General features: G+C 73.3%; 12 protein-coding genes and 1 pseudogene. 2 read left to right on the top strand and 11 right to left on the bottom strand.

Annotated elements, in window-relative coordinates; translation table 11 throughout:
• Positions 1 to 215 precede the first annotated feature (215 nt).
• The gene (locus BLS70_RS13060) at positions 216 to 1,409 is read left to right on the top strand and encodes an ATP-binding protein (protein WP_091769274.1); all 1,194 of its coding nucleotides are present in this window, start codon (positions 216 to 218) and stop codon (positions 1,407 to 1,409) included.
• A gap of 25 nt (positions 1,410 to 1,434) precedes the next feature.
• Here the strand turns inward: BLS70_RS13060 and BLS70_RS13055 are convergent, their stop codons facing one another.
• Positions 1,435 to 3,204, bottom strand: a complete 1,770-nt coding sequence (locus tag BLS70_RS13055; protein WP_176946401.1) for a SpoIIE family protein phosphatase — start codon at positions 3,202 to 3,204, stop codon at positions 1,435 to 1,437.
• A gap of 205 nt (positions 3,205 to 3,409) precedes the next feature.
• Between BLS70_RS13055 and BLS70_RS13050 the strand changes: the two genes are divergently transcribed.
• Positions 3,410 to 3,847 carry an ATP-binding protein gene (locus BLS70_RS13050; protein ID WP_255362453.1) on the top strand — a complete coding sequence of 146 codons (438 nt, stop codon included), beginning with the start codon at positions 3,410 to 3,412 and terminating at the stop codon, positions 3,845 to 3,847.
• 70 nt (positions 3,848 to 3,917) lie between these two features.
• Here BLS70_RS13050 and BLS70_RS13045 read toward each other — a convergent pair whose 3' ends face one another.
• The 10 genes and pseudogenes from BLS70_RS13045 to BLS70_RS13000 form a co-directional block, all read right to left on the bottom strand.
• Entirely contained in the window at positions 3,918 to 4,409 is a 492-nt protein-coding gene (locus tag BLS70_RS13045) for a hypothetical protein (RefSeq protein WP_091768560.1), read from the bottom strand.
• Positions 4,406 to 4,768, bottom strand: a complete 363-nt coding sequence (locus tag BLS70_RS13040; RefSeq protein ID WP_091768557.1) for a response regulator — start codon at positions 4,766 to 4,768, stop codon at positions 4,406 to 4,408. Before BLS70_RS13040 ends, BLS70_RS13045 begins: the two co-directional genes overlap by 4 nt.
• Positions 4,769 to 4,803: 35 nt before the next feature.
• Positions 4,804 to 5,316: a chemotaxis protein CheX gene (locus BLS70_RS13035; RefSeq protein WP_091768554.1), complete on the bottom strand. Its 513-nt coding sequence runs from the start codon at positions 5,314 to 5,316 to the stop codon at positions 4,804 to 4,806.
• The gene (locus BLS70_RS13030; protein WP_091768551.1) at positions 5,313 to 5,696 is read right to left on the bottom strand and encodes a response regulator; all 384 of its coding nucleotides are present in this window, start codon (positions 5,694 to 5,696) and stop codon (positions 5,313 to 5,315) included. Before BLS70_RS13030 ends, BLS70_RS13035 begins: the two co-directional genes overlap by 4 nt.
• Positions 5,696 to 6,520, bottom strand: a complete 825-nt coding sequence (locus BLS70_RS13025) for a CheR family methyltransferase (protein ID WP_091768548.1) — start codon at positions 6,518 to 6,520, stop codon at positions 5,696 to 5,698. The genes BLS70_RS13030 and BLS70_RS13025 overlap by 1 nt, the downstream gene beginning before the upstream one ends.
• Positions 6,517 to 7,638 (bottom strand): protein-glutamate methylesterase/protein-glutamine glutaminase, encoded by a 1,122-nt coding sequence (locus BLS70_RS13020; protein WP_091768545.1) that lies wholly within the window; start codon positions 7,636 to 7,638, stop codon positions 6,517 to 6,519. Before BLS70_RS13020 ends, BLS70_RS13025 begins: the two co-directional genes overlap by 4 nt.
• Positions 7,639 to 7,995: 357 nt before the next feature.
• Positions 7,996 to 8,892: a hypothetical protein gene (locus tag BLS70_RS13015; protein WP_091768542.1), complete on the bottom strand. Its 897-nt coding sequence runs from the start codon at positions 8,890 to 8,892 to the stop codon at positions 7,996 to 7,998.
• A 213-nt stretch (positions 8,893 to 9,105) separates the two neighbouring features.
• Positions 9,106 to 9,573 carry a chemotaxis protein CheW gene (locus BLS70_RS13010; protein ID WP_255362452.1) on the bottom strand — a complete coding sequence of 156 codons (468 nt, stop codon included), beginning with the start codon at positions 9,571 to 9,573 and terminating at the stop codon, positions 9,106 to 9,108.
• 1 nt (position 9,574) lies between these two features.
• Positions 9,575 to 12,013: a chemotaxis protein CheA gene (locus BLS70_RS13005; RefSeq protein ID WP_091768539.1), complete on the bottom strand. Its 2,439-nt coding sequence runs from the start codon at positions 12,011 to 12,013 to the stop codon at positions 9,575 to 9,577.
• 154 nt (positions 12,014 to 12,167) lie between these two features.
• Positions 12,168 to 12,434: pseudogene (locus BLS70_RS13000) on the bottom strand (methyl-accepting chemotaxis protein); the annotation flags it as partial.

The following is a 12,434-nucleotide window of genomic DNA, read 5'->3' as shown; positions in this document are numbered from 1 at the left end:
ACTCTTCGCCTGCGGGACGGATCCGCGGTGCGGCTGGACGCCACCGAGGCCCCGTTCGCCGGCCCCTTCCGCTCCCGGCTGGAGCGGCAGGCCGACGAGGTCCGCTCCTGGGTGTCGGGGCAGCCCCAGCCCTACCGCTGGCCACTCGCGACACGCGCTAGGCCGTTCTACCGATGTCTAGGACGGCGGCTAGACGACGGCATACCGTGCTCGACATGGATCCGGTGCGGAACCCCTACGCCCCCGGGGCCGGTCAGCGCCCGCCCGAGCTGGCCGGCCGGGACACCGAGCTGTCCGCCTTCGACGTCGTGCTCGAGCGGATCGCGCACGGGCGCCCCGAGCGCTCGCTGGTGCTGACCGGGCTGCGCGGCGTCGGCAAGACGGTGCTGCTCAACCAGCTGCGCTCGGCGGCCATCTCCCGGGGCTGGGGCACCGGCAAGATCGAGGCCCGCCCGGACCAGTCGCTGCGCCGGCCGGTCTCCTCCGCGCTGCACATGGCGCTGCGCGAGCTGGGGCCGCGGCACGGCGACCAGGAGTCGGTGGCCGAGGTGCTGGGCGTGGTGAAGGCGTTCGCCCAGCGGGTCGCGCCGGCCGACGCGAAGCTCCGCGACCGCTGGCAGCCGGGCATCGACGTCCCGGCGGCCACCGGGCGGGCCGACTCCGGCGACATGGAGATCGACCTGGTCGAGCTGCTCAGCGACGCCGCCGGGGTGGCCGCCGACATCGGCAGCGGGATCGCGCTGTTCATCGACGAGATGCAGGACGTGCAGCCCGACGACGTCTCCGCCATCTGCGCCGCCTGCCACGAGCTCTCCCAGCAGGGCGCGCCGCTGATCGTCGTCGGCGCGGGACTCCCCCACCTGCCCGCCGTGCTCTCCGCGTCGAAGAGCTACTCCGAGCGGCTGTTCCGCTACCTGCGGATCGACCGGCTGGAGCGCGACGCCGCCGACCGCGCGCTCATCGCCCCCGCCGAGCGGGAGGGGGTGGAGTTCGCCCCCGGCGCCCTGGACGCGCTCTACGAGGCCGCCGACGGGTACCCCTACTTCGTGCAGGCCTACGGCAAGGTCACCTGGGACGTCGCCGCCTCCTCCCCCATCACCGCCGAGGACGTCGCCATGGCCGCGCCGGTCGCCGAGACCGAGCTGGCCGTGGGCTTCTTCGGCTCCCGGTACGACCGCGCCACCCCCGCAGAGCGCGAGTACATGCACGCGATGGCCGAGCTCGGCGGGCCGCAGGGCGCGGCCGTCGCGACCTCCGAGGTCGCCGTCTCCCTCGGGCGCAAGCCCGCGTCCCTCTCCCCCGCCCGCGACTCCCTGATCAAGAAGGGGCTCGTCTACTCCGCCGAGCGCGGGCAGATCGCGTTCACCGTGCCGCACTTCGGCCGCTACCTGCTGCGCCACCCCGACTGATGAACGGCATTCCCCGTGCCGGCGTTCAGGGCACGGGTAGCGCGGGCGGCAGCACTTCGGGGCCGGCCGCGGCCGGGCGTCCGGCGCCCAGCGGGTGCACCCGGACGGCGAGGACGGCGACGTCGTCCTCGACGTCGGGGCCCAGCATCTCGGCCAGCAGGCGGGTGCACAGCGCGTCCAACGGCAGGCCGGCCGACCGCCCGACCAGGTCGCGGAGCAGGTCGCGCCCCTCGTCCAGCAGCATCCGGCGCCGCTCGAAGAGCCCGTCGGTGAACAGCAGCAGGGTGCTGCCGTCGGGCAGCGGGCAGAGCTCGTCGGTGCGGGGCCCCAGCCAGCCGATGCCCACCGGCGGCCCAACCGGCGCCGTCAGGTCGAGCACCGTGCCGTCCTCCAGCAGGAGCAGCGGATCGGGGTGTCCCGCGGTCGCCCAGCGCAGCCGGCGGGCGGGCCGGCCGTCGGTGTCGACCCCCACCTCCACCCGGGCCACGAGCGCCGTGGCCATCGCCGGCACGTCCAGGCCGACCACGGCGTGGTCGACGCGGCGGAGCAGCTCGGCGGGTGCGTCCACCCGGTCGTAGCCGATGCCCCGCACCAGCGTCTTGACCTGGCCCATGGCGGCCGCGGCATCGATGTCGTGGCCCATGACGTCACCGATGACCAGCACCGTGTCGCCGTCGGGCTGCAGGAAGGCGTCGTACCAGTCACCGCCGATGGCGATCCCCTGCGTGGCCGGCCGATAGCGCACCGCCAGCTCCAGGGTGTCCGGCTGCACCGGGGGCGAGAGGAGGCTGAGCTGCAGCCGCTCGGCGACCTGCTGCTGCGCGGCGACGAGCCGGGCGTTGTCCAGCGCCAGCGCGGCCCGCCGGGACGCGATCTCCGCCGTCCGCAGCTCGGCCTCGGTGTGCGGGCCGCGGTCGGCCCCGTTCACCAGGGTGAAGCCACCGATGACCTCGCCACGGGCGACCAGCGGGAACCCGGCGACGGCGGACGGCGCGAGCGGCGCCAGGGCCTCGCGGGCCTCCTCCACCAGGACCATCGACCGGACGATCTCGTCGGTGAGCCGGGGGATGACGACCGGCCGCGGGTTGCGGAGCATCGCCGGCACCGGCGCGGTCGCGTCGTTGGTGGCCACGCGCAGGTCGGCGTACCGGTGCATGTGCGGCACCATCGCCGCGTCGCGGTGCGCGCGGCCGACGTCCCGTCGCGTCCCGTCGGGGTCGACGACGCTGACGATGCACCAGTCGGCCAGCTGCGGCACGACCAGCTCCGCGAAGCGCTGCACCGCCTCGTCCGTGTCGTACGTCGAGGTCATCGCCAGGTTGATGTCGCCCAGGAGCATGAGGTGCCGGCCGGCCAGCTCGGCCTCGTAGGCGGAGGCGGCCGCGGCCGCGGCCGCCTCCTCGCGCGCGTCGACGGCGGCGGCGCGCTCCTCGGCCACGCGCCGCTGCTCGGTGACGTCGTCGTAGGTGACCACCAAGCCGGCCCCGGTCAGGAACGCGTCGGCCCGGAACCACCTGCGCAGGGGGCCGAACCAGGCCTCCGTGGAGCCGCTCCCGCCGGTGCGGCGCACCTCGCGGTAGAGCCGCTCGAACGGACCGCCGATCGCCTCGGGGAACTCGACCCAGATGTCCCGGCCGACCAGCTCCGCGACGGTGCGCTCGAGCACCTGGGCGCCGGCCGGGTTGACGTAGCGGAAGCGCCACTGCTCGTCCAGGACGAACATCGGCCGCAGCATGCCCTCGACGGCCTGCACGAGCAGGTCGGCCGGCACGCGCGCCGCTTCCTCCGGGATCACGGGCCCACTGTGCCGCATGGCCTCGTGGCCGGCGGCACACCGAGAGCAGGGGGAGGCCGGAATTCACCCGTGGTGGCCACCTTCCCGGCCTCCGTGGGCGGACGCACCGGGCCGGCGGTTTCCCCTTCCGCGCTCGGGGCACTCAGCGGGGTGTCCAGCACAGGGCAATCGAGGGGGAGGCATGGGGCGTCGTCCGTCATGGCCGATGAGACCGCTGCCGGACGGGCGCGGCGAGGTGTGGCGCTGGGACCTCCGGGCGCTGGGTGAGCTCCCCGCTGCCAGGGCCGGGCTGCGGGCCAGGCTCGGCCACGCCGGTTTCCCGCCCGCGGACGAGGACGAGTCCGCCGAGCAGCTGGTGATGGCCTTCGACGAGCTGGCCTCGAACGCGCTGCGGCACGGCGAGTCCCCGGTGGTCGCCACCGTGGTCGCGGGGACCGGTGGCTGGCTGCTGGACGTGAGCGACCGCGCCCCGGAGGCGATGCCGGCACCGGCGGTCGGCCGTGATCCCGCTCAGGGCGGCATGGGACTGCACCTGGTGGCGCGGCTGTCGGTGGCGCACGGCTGGTACGTCGACGAGGGCACCAAGCACGTGTGGGCCTGCCTGCCGAGCGAGCTGGCCGCCCACCAGCCGGTGTCCGCCTGACCCCGCACAGCGCCCGGGGCGGCGGGAACCTGGGTTCCGGCGCCGCCCCGGGGCGTCTGCGGGTGGTGCTCTACGGCAGGACGAGGCTGAGCGCGCCCTTGCCGTAGGTGGGGATCTCGATCGCGAGGTCGACCCGGTTGAACGCGGCGAGCATGCCGGCCAGGTCGCCGGGCAGATCCTCCCCCGGGGCGTAGAGCTTGTGCAGCTTGGAGTGGGGCGCTCCCTCGGCGTTGAACAGCGCCGAGAGCACGTTGACCACCTCGTGCAGCGCCTCGATCTGCATGCCGGTCAGCTCGCCGTCCTCCTCGACGGCGTCCTGGCAGCCGCCGGGAGGCAGCAGGGCCAGGGCACCGCCGGTGTAGGCCGACGCACCCAGGTCCATCAGGCACAGGGCGTTGACGTTCATGTGCGGGTCCACGTACACCGCTACGGAGACCGGGCGGTCGGGAGCCGGCGTGACCGGGGCGCCCGGGGTGACGTTCACGGGCTTGCCCACCAGGCCGGTCAGCATGTCGCGGACGTCCTTGGCCGCGGGCAGCGGCACGGTGCCGGCGGCGGTCATGCGATCACCCCGCTCAGCGCCTCCTGGAACGTGTCCTCGTTGAACGGCTTGGCGATGAGGAACAGCGCGCCGGCGTTGGCCGCCTTCTCCCGCATCTCCGGCGAGCCCTCCGAGGTCACGAACCCGAACGGGACGCTGGACCCGGACGAGCGGAGCGCCTGCAGGCACTCGATGCCGGTCATGTTCGGCATGTTCCAGTCCGACAGCACCAGGTCCGGCTTCTCCGACCCCACCTTGGCCAGCGCGTCCGCGCCGTCCTCGGCCTCGACGATCTCGTGGTCGTCGAAGCCCGCCTGGCGCAGGGTGCGGATGACGATCTGCCGCATGACGCGGCTGTCGTCGGCGATCAGGATCTTCACAGCTGTACCTCGTTCTTCCGGCAGTAGGTGCGGGGTCAGTGGGCAGGGAGCGCCGGGAGCGCGCCCTGCACGGAGATGGAGACGGTCTCGCCGCGCCACAGCAGGTCGACGCGGCAGACGTCGTCGGGGTTGCGGGGAGCGGGTGCCTCGCCCACGTCGGGCAGGCTCAACCCGGAGGAGCCGGGCAGCGCGGCCTTGACGTTGCCGCCCACCACGTTGGCGATCTCGCCGAACGCGTCGGCGACGTCCTCGTCCTCGAGCACCTCGGGGGAGTGCTCCTGCAGCAGTGCGCGGGTGAGCTCCTCGGCGGTGCGGCGCCCGGTGGTGAGGACGACGCTGCCGGTCCACGGGCCGACGACGTCGACCCAGCTGGACACCGGGTCGGTGACGGGCTCCCCCGGCAGCGGGACGAGCACCTCCTCCTCGCCGACCAGGGCGATCCAGGCGTCCTGCGCGATCGACTCGATGGTGGCCCCGTCGATCAGCTCGGTGATGACCGGGCGGCTCTCGGCGCCGCGGCGGCGCTCGCCGGTGTCGATGGTCGTCACAGCACGGCCTCCTGGGGGAGCAGACCGAGCAGCGCGAGCTTGTCGCGGATGGCGTCGGCGGTGAACGGCTTGATGACGTACTCGTGGGCGCCGGCGGCCAGGGCGCGGACGATCTGCGTGTGCTCGCTCTCCGAGGTCACCATCATGATCGTCATCGCGCGCCAGGCGGGGTTGGAACGCACGGCGGAGACGAACTGCAGCCCGTCCATCACCGGCATGTTCCAGTCCACGCAGACGAGCTCGGGCACCCAGCCGCCCTCCAGGACGTCGAGGCCTTCACGGCCGTGGCCGGCCTGCTGGGTCTCGTAGCCGAGCCCCTCCAGGATTCCGGTGACGATCCGGCGCATGGCGCGGGAGTCGTCGATAACCAGAGCACGCATTACTTCCCCTTCAGCGGGCGGTAGGCGGAGCTGCGGCCGACGACGACCCGCTCCCAGGAGTCGTCCACCCCGAGCGTGGTCTCCGCCGCGCCGAGGAAGAGCCAGCCGTCGGGGCGCATCACGTCGCGCACCCGGCGGAGGATCGCCTGCTTCGTGGGCAGGTCGAAGTAGATGAGGACGTTGCGCAGGTAGACCACGTCGAACGGGCCCATGCGGGGCAGCGGAGCGGCGAGGTTGCACTCGGAGGCGGTCACCATCCGGCGCAGCTGCGGGGCGACCTCCCACTCGTTGCCGGCCCGCACGAAGTGCCGCACGAGCATCGGCGCGGGCAGACCCCGGTTGACCTCGAGCTGGCTGAAGCGCCCGGCGCGGGTGCGCTCGACCATCTCCCGCGAGATGTCGGTGGCGGTGATCGCGACCCGGGACGCGGCGTTGGGCAGGGCGTCCTCGAGCAGCATGCCGATCGTGTACGCCTCCTGCCCGCTCGAGCAGGCAGCCGACCAGATCTGCAGCCGCTCGCTCGGGCCGCGGGCGGCCAGCAGCGACGGCAGCACGGTGGAGGTGAGGGCCGTGAAGGGATCGCCGTCACGGAACCATGACGTCTCGTTGGTGGTGAGGGCTTCGACGATCGCCCGGGTGTTGTCCGGGCTGGGCCGGGTGCGCACGCTCTCCACGAACTGGGAGACGTCGGTGAGGCCGGCCTGGCGGGCGATCGGCAGGAGCCGCGCCTCCACCAGGTACTCCTTGCCGGGCTGGAGCACGATCGCGCTCTCGCGGTGCACCAGCTGGCGCACCCAGTCGAAGCTGGTCGTGGTGAGGGTCATCGCGTGCCTCCGGTGAGGGCGGTCGTACCGGCGACAGCCGGAAGGCGGGTGGGCGCGACACCGGAGAGGTGCCGCATGATGGCGTCGGCCACGCGGTCGAGCGGGAGGATCTCGTCGGCGAAGCCGGCCTGGCTGACGGCGCCCGGCATGCCCCACACCACCGAGGTGGCCTGGTCCTGGGCCAGCACGCTGCCGCCGGCGGCGCGGATCTCGCCCGCCCCGTTGCGGCCGTCGGCACCCATGCCGGTGAGCACCACACCGAGGACCGCACCGTCGTAGGCGGTCACGGCTGAGCGGAAGAGCGGGTCGACGGCCGGCCGGCAGAAGTTCTCGGGCGGGCCCTGGTGCAGGCCGGTGGTGTGCGTGCCCCGGCCGGGGCGCACGACGAGGTGGTGGTCCCCGGGGGCCAGGTGCACGGTGCCGGGCTGCAGCGGGACACCGTCGGTGGCCTCGACCACGCGCAGCGCGCAGAGCCGGTCGAGGCGCTGGGCGAACTGGCGGGTGAACACCGGGGGCATGTGCTGGACCAGCAGGATCGGCACCGGCAGCGACGCCGGCAGCTGCGGCAGCAGCTTGGACAGCGCCTCCGGGCCGCCGGTCGACGAGCCGATCACGAGCACCGCGGGCTTCTTGCCGGGGGCGCTGCGCGGCGCCGGGGGGCGCGGCGGGGCGACCGGTGCGACCGACCGGACGGGGCCGGTGGTGACCGGGCGGCCGGTGAGCGCCTTGATCTTCGGGATGAGCTGCTCGCGGACGCTCTCCATCGACTGCGCGACGCTGCCGACGTTGGCCGGCTTGGTGACGTAGTCGTTCGCGCCGGAGGAGAGGGCGTCCAGGGTCGCCGTGGCGCCGCGCTCGGTGAGCGTGCTGAACATGATGATGGGGACGCGGTTGCGGTTCGTGCGGATCGCACGGACCGCCTCGATGCCGTTCATCTCCGGCATCTCGATGTCCATCGTGATGAGGTCGGGCTTGAGCTGCTCGAGCTTGCTCAGCGCCACCTTGCCGTTGACGGCGGTCCCCACGACCTCGATGTCGCGGTCCTCGGACAGCACGTCGGTCACGATCTTGCGGACGACGACCGAGTCGTCGACCACCAACACCCGGATCGGGTTCACGTGCGTCCTCCTGGTTCCTGCCGGAATGCAGCCCGACAGGCTGTTCACTGCAGTATCGGCACCGATTCACGCCTTCTTGAGCGGGATCGGTCGCGTCCAGCGGAACGGTGTCCGGGGCTTCCCCGTCGTCCCGTCCGCACCAGAAGCATCGGCTGCCCCAGCCGTTTCAGGAAGGGGGCGGGGATAACCGTTACGCAATTCCCGGGTCACCGCAGGAATGGCGGTCGAAATAGCATTTCGGTGCTTTGTCGACACCGCGGAGAGGGTGACCAGGTACCATTTCCTGGCACGCCTCCGACCTGCACGTTCCGCCGTCCGCGGCGGTGGGGCCGCCCCGCCGGCGACGCCGGCGGGCGGTCAGGCGGAGCGGGTGAGAGGCGCGCGGAGGACGGTCAGTGCGCCCTCGTCGAGCAGGTCGCCCATGGCGATCCCCTGCACGCAGCCGGCCACGGCGTTCCAGACGCCGGCCGCTCCGTCGTGCCGGTCGAAGCCGGCGTCGAGGAAGGCCTGGACGGCGTGCAGCTGCGCGGTGGCGAGGACACGGGTGCGGCCCGACACGTGCGCCGCCCAGGAGGCCTCGTGCATGGCCGCGGCCCAGGGCCGCCGTTCGGCCCGGCCCTCGTCGACCGCTGCGCGCCAGCGCGCCCGGCCGGCGTCGTCGAGCCCGCGCAGCCCGTCGAGGAAACCGGCGAGATCGGCACCGGCGGCCCCGAGGTCCAGGCTCTCCGGCCCGGCCGGGGGAGTGCTGTCGGCCACGCCGTCGTAGGAGGCGGTGAGCTCGCGTCGCACCAGCGGGGGGAGCACGCCGGCGGCCCAGTAGCCGATGGCGGCGTCGGCCAGCACGTCCGCGGCCTCGGCCAGCAGATCGAGGCCGAGGAGTCCGCCGGACGGGTGCTCGCCGCCGAGCACGTCCTCGCGCACCAGGCGCTCGAGGGTGGGTGCGTCCCCGATGGTGCCCTGCTCGAGCTGCTCCACCAGGACGGCGGCGCGGTCCCCGGCGGCCCGGGCGCCGGCAGCGGCGGTGCGCACGTGCGGAACGGCGACGGCCATCTCGCGCGCCCGCCGGGAGCGGACGGCCAGGACGAGACGCTCGTCGCGCTCCAGGCCACGGGCGGGATGGGTGCCCGCCAACCGGGCGAGCGCGGCGTCGTCGGACTGCAGGGCCGTCAGCAGGACCCCTGCGACGGCGCGCCCCGCGGGCAGCCGGACGAGGTCGAACCCGAGCGTGGCGGCACTGACCAGCGTGTACGGCACGGCAGAGCCTCCGGAGGCAGGGGATCGGACTCCCCATGCTGGCGGCTCCGGCTCCGGAACGCCACGCGGCCGTCACCCCATGGCAGGAGCCTGCCGGGATGACGGCCGCGTGTTCAGGTGTTCTGTGCTATCGGCTCACTACGGAGCGTGGTCGTGGGCCCGTTCGGAGGCTCACCGCGAGCGTGCGAGTGGTGAGAGGAACGGGGTCCTTCTTCAGGCACTGACCGCCTTGTGCACGTCCAGGGCCAGCAGGAGCTGGCCGTCGAGCTTGTAGGCGCCGCGGATGAGGTCGCGGGACTGTCCCTCCAGGGTGTCCGGCGGCGCCTCGAAGTCGGCGGCGTCCACGTCGACGACGTCGGCGATGGAGTCCACGAGCAGGCTCACCGCCTCACCGTCCAACCGGACGACGATGACCACGGCGTCGGTGCCCTCGGGGCGGGCCGGGCGGCCGAGCCGCTCGCGCAGCTCGATGGCGGTGACCACCTGGCCGCGGAGGTTGATCAGGCCGGCCACCGCGCTCGGGGCCAGGGGCACGCGGGTGAGCTGCTGGCTGCGCAGCACCTCCTGGACGTGCTCCACCTCGACGCCGTACAGGTCGCCGTCGAGGCGGAAGGTGGCCAGCTGGCCGCTGGTGGCCGAAGCCATCGCGTCGCTGGCCGCGTAGTCGGTCACGCTGGTCACGTCAGACCTCCAGGTAGGAGCCGTGGACGCCGGAGGGCGTCGAGGCGTTGGCGGCGGGGGCGGAGTAGAACGCCGGGTCCGCGGCGAGGATGGCGGCGCGGACGTCGAGCAGCTCGGTGACCCGGTCACCCAGGACGGCCGAGCCGAGCAGGCCCAGGTCGTCGATGTCGCTGCGCACCGCCGCCTCGCCGTCGACGATGTCGAGGATCTCCTCGACGACGATCGCGACGCTGCGGCCGTGGTCGGCGTAGACGATGACCTCGAGGACCTCGCGGTCGGTCTCGCCGTAGGCGCCCAGGTGCCGGTCGAGCCGGACGATCGGCAGGATGGCGCCGCGGTACTGGACCACCTCGCGGTTGCCGACCTTCTCCACCGCGTCGGTGCGCACCTGCTCGAGCCGGGTGACGGTGTCCAGGGGGATGGCCACGCGGCGTCCCCCGCCGATGGAGGCCAGCAGCATCCGCTGGCGCTCGGTCTCGGCGGCCGCCGCGGAACTCACGGAGGCGCGCGACTCCTGGCGCTCGGCGGTCTCGGTCCGCAGTGCGCGGCGGGCGAGGGCCTGCACGTCCAGGATGAGCGCGACGGTGCCGTCCCCGAGGACGGTGGCGCCGGAGTACAGCCCGATCTGCTTGAGCTGACCGCCGACGGCCTTGACCACGATCTCCTCGGTGTTGATGACCCGGTCGACCACCAGGCCGAAGCGACGGCCCTCGGAGCGGAGCACGGCGATGACCACGTGCCCGTCGTGCCGCTCGGAGGTCAGGCCGAGGACATCGGTGAGCCGGACGAGGGGGAGCAGCTCGCCGCGCAGCCGGTAGACCTGCGCGCCGCCGACCTCCTCGACGGCGTTGGCGGCCTTCTCCGCGTCCAGGCTGACCAGCTCCTGCAGGCTGATCTGCGGGATGGCGTAGCGGTCGCTGGCGCACTCGACGGTCAGCGCCGGGACGATGGCCAGGGTCAGCGGGATACGGAGCCGGCAGACGGTGCCGATGCCGGGGTCGGACTCGACCTCGATCGTGCCGCCGATGGACTCGATGTTGGTCTTCACCACGTCCATGCCGACGCCGCGGCCGGAGACGTTGGTGACCGCCGCGGCGGTGGAGAAGCCGGGCAGGAAGATCAGCTGGAGGACGTCGGTCGGGCTCATCCGGGCCAGGGCGTCGGGCGTGATCAGCCCGCGCTCGACCGCCTTGGCGCCCAGCTTGGCGGGGTCGATGCCCGCGCCGTCGTCGGCGACCTCGACCACGACCTGGCCGCTCTCGTGCCGCGCGCGCAGGGTCAGCACGCCCTCGGCCGGCTTGCCGGCCTTCTTGCGCGCATCGGGGGCCTCGATGCCGTGGTCGACGGAGTTGCGCACGAGGTGCGTCAACGGGTCCTTGACCGCCTCGAGCAGGGTCTTGTCGAGCTCGGTCTCCCGGCCCTCCATGTCCAGGCGGATGGTCTTCTTCAGCTGCTGGCCCAGGTCCCGGACGACGCGCGGCAGCTTGGACCAGATGTGGTCGATCGGCTGCATGCGCGTCTTCATGACGCCCTCCTGCAGCTCGCTGGCGATGAGGTTGAGCCGCTGGGAGGCGCGGATCAGGTCCGTGTCGGTCTGACGGGCGACGTTCTGCACGATCTGGTTGCGGGTGAGCACCAGCTCACCGACGAGCAGCATGAGCTCGTCGAGCAGGTCGACGTCGACGCGGATGGTGCTGTCGGCGACGGCGCGGCGCGGCTGGCCGCCGGCACCCTCGGCAGCCGGGGCGTCGACCTCGGGCTGCTCTCCGGTGGCGGGGGCCTCGACAGCCGCGGACGGCTCCTCGGACAGGATGTCGGGCACGGCGGGGGTCACGTCCTCGATGAACTCGTCGGCGGGCACGGGTGCCGGCGCCGGGACGGCGACGGACTTGGCGCGGGATGCGCGCTTGGCGGGAGCCTTGGCGGGGGCCTTGGCCGGAGCCTTGGCGACCGCGGCCTTGGCCGGAGCCTTCGCGACCGCGGCCTTGGCGGGAGCCTTCGCCGGGGCCTCGGCGGCAGCCGGGACGGCCACGGGCTCGGGCGCCGCGGCCGGGGAGTCCTCCATCGCCGCGGTGACGGCGGCGACGGCGGCGGACACGTCGACGGTGCCCTCTCCGCCGTTGGCCTCGATCGAGGTGAGCAGCGCGCGGACGGTGTCGACCATCTGCAGCAGCACGTTGGTGCGGTGCGGCGTCAGCGCCAGCTCGCCGTCGCGCAGCCGCGACAGCATGTTCTCGCCGACGTGCGTGACCTCCTCCAGCCGGTTGAAGGCCAGGAAGCCGCTGGTGCCCTTGATCGTGTGGATGGTCCGGAAGATGCTGGAGAGCCGCTCGCGGGAATTGGGCTCCTGCTCGAGCGCGACCAGGTCGGAGTCCAGCTGGTCGAGGTTCTCGTGGCTCTCGACCAGGAACTCCTCGACGATGTCGTCCAGACCGTCCACGGGGTGTCCTTCTCTCTGCTTCGCATCGGGGCGCAGTCGCCCCGTTGGGTTCTCGGCGCGGAGGGCGGGGACTCAAGGTGAATCGCACTGCCCGGCCACGGCCGTCCGGTTCGTTATCGGCACCCGTCCCCGCGAGGGGGACGGGTGCCGCGGATCAGTAGGTGAAGCGGCCGACGGTGGTGCGCAGGTCGGCGGCCATCCGGGAGAGCTCGTCCACGGCGGTGCGGGTCTGGGTCAGCGCCTGGGTGGTCGAGTCGGCGGCGGTGGAGACGCCGGTGATGTTCTCCGCGATCTGCGTCGTGCCGCCCGCGGCCTCCTGCACCGAACGGCTCATCTCGTTGGTCGTGGCGGTCTGCTCCTCCACGGCGCTGGCGATGGTGGTCTGCCGGTCGGAGATCTGGGCGACGATCGTGGAGATCTC

It is taken from the genome of Blastococcus aurantiacus, from assembly GCF_900102425.1.
Lineage (GTDB): Bacteria > Actinomycetota > Actinomycetes > Mycobacteriales > Geodermatophilaceae > Blastococcus > Blastococcus aurantiacus.
This window is presented reverse-complemented; position numbering and strand designations above follow the sequence as displayed.

Excerpts from the sequence above, each read along its gene's own strand:
- BLS70_RS13030 (WP_091768551.1), bottom strand. The coding sequence starts at position 5,696 with ATGCGTGCTCTGGTTATCGACGACTCCCGCGCCATGCGCCGGATCGTC.
- BLS70_RS13045 (WP_091768560.1), bottom strand. The coding sequence starts at position 4,409 with ATGACCGCCGCCGGCACCGTGCCGCTGCCCGCGGCCAAGGACGTCCGC.
- BLS70_RS13025 (WP_091768548.1), bottom strand. The coding sequence starts at position 6,520 with ATGACCCTCACCACGACCAGCTTCGACTGGGTGCGCCAGCTGGTGCAC.
- BLS70_RS13050 (WP_255362453.1), top strand. The coding sequence starts at position 3,410 with ATGAGACCGCTGCCGGACGGGCGCGGCGAGGTGTGGCGCTGGGACCTC.
- BLS70_RS13060 (WP_091769274.1), top strand. The coding sequence starts at position 216 with ATGGATCCGGTGCGGAACCCCTACGCCCCCGGGGCCGGTCAGCGCCCG.